This window comes from Microcoleus sp. D2_18a_B4, from assembly GCF_036702475.1.
Taxonomy (GTDB): domain Bacteria; phylum Cyanobacteriota; class Cyanobacteriia; order Cyanobacteriales; family Microcoleaceae; genus Microcoleus.
The window spans coordinates 1-5,930 of the sequence record NZ_JAUBTL010000001.1 but is presented as its reverse complement, the minus strand read 5'-3'; the positions used below and the strand labels follow the sequence as shown (position 1 = coordinate 5,930).

Annotated in this window: 6 protein-coding genes; 4 read left to right on the top strand and 2 right to left on the bottom strand. The window is 46.2% G+C overall.

Annotation, left to right across the window (positions count from 1 at the left end; translation table 11 throughout):
• Positions 1–112: 112 nt before the first annotated feature.
• Together QUB04_RS00030 and QUB04_RS00025 are read right to left on the bottom strand one after the other, a co-directional pair.
• On the bottom strand, positions 113–511 hold the full coding sequence (locus QUB04_RS00030; RefSeq protein WP_333142571.1) for a DUF4112 domain-containing protein: 399 nt from the start codon (positions 509–511) through the stop codon (positions 113–115).
• 70 nt (positions 512–581) lie between these two features.
• Positions 582–920, bottom strand: coding sequence for a winged helix-turn-helix transcriptional regulator (locus QUB04_RS00025; protein ID WP_015177415.1), 339 nt, complete (start codon positions 918–920; stop codon positions 582–584).
• 116 nt (positions 921–1,036) lie between these two features.
• On the opposite strand from QUB04_RS00025, the gene QUB04_RS00020 reads away from it, so the two are divergent.
• The 4 genes from QUB04_RS00020 to QUB04_RS00005 all read left to right on the top strand — a co-directional run bounded on the left by QUB04_RS00020 (position 1,037) and on the right by QUB04_RS00005 (position 5,829).
• Complete coding sequence (locus tag QUB04_RS00020) at positions 1,037–1,735, top strand: pirin family protein (RefSeq protein ID WP_333279745.1); 699 nt, start codon at positions 1,037–1,039, stop codon at positions 1,733–1,735.
• A 147-nt stretch (positions 1,736–1,882) separates the two neighbouring features.
• Positions 1,883–2,089, top strand: coding sequence for a hypothetical protein (locus QUB04_RS00015; protein WP_333279743.1), 207 nt, complete (start codon positions 1,883–1,885; stop codon positions 2,087–2,089).
• Between the two features lie 154 nt (positions 2,090–2,243).
• Positions 2,244–3,887 carry a WD40 domain-containing protein gene (locus QUB04_RS00010; RefSeq protein ID WP_333279741.1) on the top strand — a complete coding sequence of 548 codons (1,644 nt, stop codon included), beginning with the start codon at positions 2,244–2,246 and terminating at the stop codon, positions 3,885–3,887.
• 565 nt (positions 3,888–4,452) lie between these two features.
• Positions 4,453–5,829, top strand: a complete 1,377-nt coding sequence (locus QUB04_RS00005; RefSeq protein WP_333279739.1) for a tyrosine-type recombinase/integrase — start codon at positions 4,453–4,455, stop codon at positions 5,827–5,829.
• Positions 5,830–5,930: the final 101 nt, after the last annotated feature.

The window sequence follows — 5,930 nt, the reverse complement described above, 5'->3', positions numbered from 1 at the left end:
AAACCCGCCCCTACATTTTAAATGCAAAAAATAGGCGCGGGGATTTCTCGTTGGGTGGGGGCGGGTTTGAGAGATTGTGTGTTATTTACAATTATTGTTTGTGACACCAGCCCTACAATTTAATAGATTGAGGAACAGGTTCGGCAACTGCGGCTAGTTCGGGTTCAGCCTCTTCGAGATGTGCTTCTAAAAGCGCCAGATTCCTCATGTTTGATTTATAAAAAGCATCGAAGATATCTCCTACTAAAGGTACTGATCCCACAACGGCTTCTAGACCGATGTTGTAAACCATTTTCCCTAGAGTTTTTTGGGGAATGTTGAATCGAGTTGCTAAATAAATTAGGTAGGCAGAAAACGCGGTATCTACGATATCCCCAGCACCCGGAACTAAACCAATAATGGGGTCTAAACCAATGCGAAATTTAGTGCCGGGGATGCCAATGGCGGTATCCATCAGGCGGCTGAGTTTGCGGATGCGGTTGAGGGTGGCGAGACGCTCTATGTTGTTCATATTATTATTCTTGAACTAGCTGGAAAATTTGAAATCTGTCGGAAGACGGAAAAAACCATCTAGAAACCGCTCATTTTCCATCTTCGCTAATATGCTGAATTCCCCATTCGTGCATGGCATTAATAATCGGTTTGAGACTTTCGCCCAAAGGCGTTAGCGAATATTCAACTTTTGGCGGCACTTGCAGGTAAATTTCCCGGTGCACAATCCCGTCTGATTCCATTTCCCGCAGTTGCTGCGTCAGCATCTTCTGAGTAATGCCGTTGACAGCTCGTTGCAGCTCGTTAAAGCGCTTCACTCCTGGAAACAACTCCCGCAGAATCAAGACTTTCCAGCGCCCGCCAATCACCTCTAGAGTGCGTTCTACAGGGCAATTTGCTCGATCGACCTTTACTTCTTGGACTTGCATAGTATCTTTTTGGTAAGTACCGCACTTTTAAGTGCGTACTATCCATAATAGCTTGACGCGGTTTAAAATAAAAACATCAAAGAAATACCCGATAAATTTCACTGAGGATTCAGAAAATGATTACCGTCAGAAAAAGTGAAGCAAGAGGACACGCTAATCACGGTTGGCTAGACAGTTACCACACATTTTCTTTTGCAGGCTATTACGATCCAAATTATATGAATTTTCGCTCTTTGCGCGTAATTAATGAGGATGTCGTTAGCCCCGGCAGAGGTTTCGGCACTCACGGACACAGCGACATGGAAATCATTACTTATGTATTAGAAGGAGCATTAGAACACAAGGATAGTTTGGGTACTGGTGCAGTGATTAAACCCGGTGAAGTGCAGCGGATGAGTGCAGGTACGGGTATCCAGCACAGCGAGTTCAATAACTCGCAAACAGACCCAGTTCATTTGCTGCAAATCTGGCTGTTACCCGATACAAAAGGCTTGCAGCCGAGTTACGAGCAGCGCGAATTTCCCCTAGCAGAAAGGCACGGAAAACTGCGCTTAGTGGCGGCGCGAGATGCGAGAGATGGTGCTGTAAAAGTGCATCAAGATGTTGATTTGTATGCGGCTGTTTTGGATAAAGAATCGCGGGTTTCTCATGCTTTGCAGCCGAATCGCCATGCTTGGGTGCAAGTGGCTCGCGGCTCGGTTTTGCTGAACGGTTTGACCTTGAAAAATGGCGACGCTGCGGCGGTTAGCGATGAGGCTGAGGTAGTGATTGAAGCGGCGGAAGATGCGGAATTTTTGCTGTTTGATTTAGCATAAAATTGGGCAGCCTACATACTCAGTAAGGTGCGTAATTCGCACCCTACTTAGGGTGGGTTACTACTTAGGAAATAAGTAAATAGGAGGAAGAAAGTAAATTTTATTTGTGATATTTTTGCTAAGGGTAAGTCTTTAGGATAAATTTTTATGCAACAACAGCCGATCGCCAGAAAGCATCTTGTTTGGAGCCTCCTCACTGGTTTAGCAGTCGGCGCGATCGCAGGCGCACCCCTCGGCTGGATGGCTAATGGGGAATATTCCGAGCAGCGTATGGCTAAATTTATCGTTTGCCAACAAAAAAATAGAGATAAGCCAGTTGCTATGGTTGAGTCTATTTGTGGTTCCCAATTCTAAATTTTTCTGCTAGCCAGAGGGCTGTGTCAAATATTTTTAGGCTTGTGCGAATGTCGAAAGTTCGATCGCGCAGGCATTTTCGCGTTGTAAATATGCCACAAACCGGATAACTTTTCCGTCAGTTGATATGTGGGTATGTTAAATTGACACAATAATGAATTACAGCAGAACAATTCCGGCTATTTTGAGTGCTACGATCGCCCTGAGTTCGATCGCCCTCATCCCACTGACATCACCTCAAATCGCCCTCGCATTAACCCCCGACAAAGTTAAAACCGTTGCCCAACAAATTACTGTTCGCATCCAGGGGGCAAAAGGCGGTTCAGGAGTAATTTTAGAGAAGCAGGGCAGCACATACTATATTCTCACAAACTGGCACGTTGTCGATAAAGCCGGCGATTACGAGGTCGTAACTCCCGACGGCAAAGCTCACTCTGTATACTATAGCCTCGTGCGGCGAATGCCCGGTGCGGATTTGGCGATCGTGCCCTTCAGCAGCACTCAAAGCTACCCCCTGGCTCAATTAGCCAATTCCGCAGCAACTAAGGGAAACAAGGCTTATGTGGCGGGCTGGCCGATATCCGGCGGTTCTCTGAGACAGCCGATTTTCCTCGCCACGGAAGGTCAGCTTACCGGCCGCCAAACTCCTTGGAACGGCTATACTTTGGTATACAACAACTTAGTGAGAGCGGGCATGAGTGGCGGGCCGGTGCTCGATGATGCAGGGCGAGTTGTCGCAATTAACGGCATTGTCAGGTTAGAGGAAAATTCCGATAAAATCGTGGCGGCGGGGATAGAAATCAATACTTTCATGAAATGGCGATCGACTATTTCGCTGCCAGTAGTTCCCCAATCTCCTACAGCCGGAAACCCGAAAACTCCGGCGAATAATGCGCCCCGCACGCCCGCAAGTGCGATCGCCTTTGCTGCAACAAATACCCTCAAAGGGCCTTCGGAAGTTGTCAGTTCCCTTGCCCTTGCTTCAGCTTATTTTACTACAGGAAATAGCAACGGCACAATCTCTGTTTGGAATTTCCCCGGCGGGCAATTAAAAACTACCCTGCAAGGTCACACGGAAGCCGTAAACGCACTAGCCGCGAGTGCGGATGGCAAGGTGTTAGCTAGCGGCAGCGACGACAAAACTGTGAAAATTTGGAATTTAGAAACGGGCGCGGTTGTACGCACTTTGAGCGGGCATTCCGGTGCAGTTTCGAGCGTTGCCGTTAGTCCTGATGGTCAATTTGTAGCCAGCGGTAGTTGGGACAAAACGATTAAGATTTGGAACCAGAAAACAGGAGAGTTGCTGCGGACTTTGACAGGGCATTCTGGGTTGGTGAATGCTGTTGCAATTAGTCCCGACAACAAAACTTTAGCTAGCGGCAGTAAAGATGGTTCAATTAGGTTGTGGAACTTAGCTACAGGTCAAGCAATTCGCACGATTAGCGGCAAAAACTTGGCTGTTTTGTCGCTAGCTTTTACTCCCGACGGCAAAAGTTTAGCGGCGGGAAACAGCAATGGCACTGTTGGGTTGTGGAATGCCGGAAACGGGCAGTTAATCCGGCGTTTAAGCGGGCATACCGACGGGGTTTGGTCGGTGGCATTCAGTCGGGATGGCACTACGCTGGTTACTGGGAGTTGGGATAAGAGTGTGAGGCTTTGGGATGTGCGATCGGGGGATTTGAGAGGTAATTTGAGCGGTCATTCTGGCTATGTTAGTGCTGTGGCTATTAGCGCAGATGGCAAGACTATTGTTAGTGCGGGTTGGTTGGGGGAAATTAAGATTTGGAAAAGGAGTTGAGATTTTTTTGAACGAACCGCGAAGGCGCGTTACGCGGAGGGGCGCGTAAGCGCTACTCAACCTAGAAACAGCCCCGCCTCTGTAGCGAAGCCAGCTAGTTTAGGGTTCGGGTAGGCACGGACTCTACTGGTAGGGTGCGTCGGTTGGTAGCGATTCGATGTACATCGGCTACTCATTTCCGGGCTTCGCACCCTACTACCTAGCATTTTGCTTCAAAGTCCGATCGACACTTATGATAGATTTGGTTCTTGCCAGACTACACTGGGAAACAAAATCAAATTAGCATTTGAGCCATAAATTCGATCGACCCGCTGTGCTGGGGGGACTCTCCACTTCGTGGAACAGGCGTCCCGCCTGTGGTTGGCAAAGTAAATCTAAAATCTCAAACCTAAAATCGCGTCACTTCTGACAAATGATTGAAGTAGAACACTTAAGCAAAATATCTACTAACCGTGTTATATTGTTTATGTGCCTTCTATCACGCTATGCACATAGCTCGATTAACGGGTGTCTGCTAGAAACTTGATAGAATGCTAAAACCCTTACAGAACATTGAAAAAACAATATGTACGCTAAAACACAAGCTCTCCCTGAGACAATCAAAGTTCAATCTGATAATGGTTCACTCCGGTTACAGTTCAGCACCAAGTACAATCCCATTTTTGGAGGGAAGCGAAAGCATCAGGGCTTAGGGATGAAAGATACTCCCGAAAACTGGCAAAAGGCGATCGCTATCGCGTGGCGGATCGAAAGCGATTTACAGCATCCAGACTGGCAACAATTGTTTGACCCTACTTTTGCCAAGTACGGATTAAAGAGCAAGTACACCGCTGAACTAAAGTTAGCAGCACCAATACCAGAGTCTGAGCCTGAGATGACAGTGGGGGCAATGTGGGAGGATTACCTAGAATGGAAACAACCACAACTGCAACCAACTACATTTAAGTTCAGGTTTCAAATTTCATTTACCAACATACTTAAAGGTTTAGTTTGGGACGACAAAACAAAGTTATTTGTCGATACTCATAGTGGCATCTGGGATCTGCCATTATGTCCGAGTCTTGGTGAGTCTTTGTTTACGGGTAAAATGCACCCTGCAAGCAAAAAAAACTTGTTATTCGGGCTTTCCGAAGCATTTACTCGACTACAGTCTCAGGGTAAAACCAGGCTAACCATCAATCCCTTTATAATGCCAGCTAGCATTATAAAAAATAAAACCGACAAGTACAAATCGCAGGTCAGTGCCGATGGTACGGTTGATTTACGATGGTGGGATAAGTCTGATACTGAAACCGATCCAGAAGAGCGCGATCGCCGTGCTTTTACTAAGGAAGAACGGGACATCATTATCAAGGCTTTTTATGAGTCTGATAAACCCGCAACCCGTCACGCAGCGCCTTTAATTGAGTTTATGTTCTTAACTGGATGTCGTAGCGGTGAGGCCTTTGCGCTTGAATGGAAAGATGTTTTTTTAGGGCGAGATAAAGAATACATTCGATTCAATAAATCCTATAACGGTAAACTGAAAAACATTCAGACTACCAAAACGGGAACAATTCGATTGTTTAAAATCTATCCAAAACTTAACGAACTATTGTTGCGTATCAAGCCTGTTGACGCAAGACCTACCGACTTGGTGTTTCTAAATACACGCGGTGGTGCATATAACTCAGGCAATCTTGGCATCCTCTGGAATGGTAAGCGCGAAATTAACAAAAATGGTATTGAGAGCAAGAAAGATGGTGTACTAACTCAGTTAGTCGATGTTGGAAAAATTAGCTTTTATCTCGCTCCTTACCATACCCGTCACACATTTATTACTCTAATGGCCCACGCTGGTGCAAACTTGCTGCTACTGGCTACTGCCTGCGGTAATAGTGTTGAAGTGATTCAACGGCACTATTTAGGTGTTGACACAACAGTCAATTTCCCTGATATCTAACCCCCCCCATTGACCGCACCCCCTTTATTAAGCTATGCTTTATAAACATCTTTCTTAACAAGAAAGTTGACAAAAGTAACTACTTGTGTAGCGGATATGGG

What these genes read in the sequence shown, in the direction of transcription:
- QUB04_RS00030 (WP_333142571.1), bottom strand. Translation starts at nt 511, where the DNA reads ATGAACAACATAGAGCGTCTCGCCACCCTCAACCGCATCCGCAAACTC.
- QUB04_RS00025 (WP_015177415.1), bottom strand. Translation starts at nt 920, where the DNA reads ATGCAAGTCCAAGAAGTAAAGGTCGATCGAGCAAATTGCCCTGTAGAA.
- QUB04_RS00020 (WP_333279745.1), top strand. Translation starts at nt 1,037, where the DNA reads ATGATTACCGTCAGAAAAAGTGAAGCAAGAGGACACGCTAATCACGGT.
- QUB04_RS00015 (WP_333279743.1), top strand. Translation starts at nt 1,883, where the DNA reads ATGCAACAACAGCCGATCGCCAGAAAGCATCTTGTTTGGAGCCTCCTC.
- QUB04_RS00010 (WP_333279741.1), top strand. Translation starts at nt 2,244, where the DNA reads ATGAATTACAGCAGAACAATTCCGGCTATTTTGAGTGCTACGATCGCC.
- QUB04_RS00005 (WP_333279739.1), top strand. Translation starts at nt 4,453, where the DNA reads ATGTACGCTAAAACACAAGCTCTCCCTGAGACAATCAAAGTTCAATCT.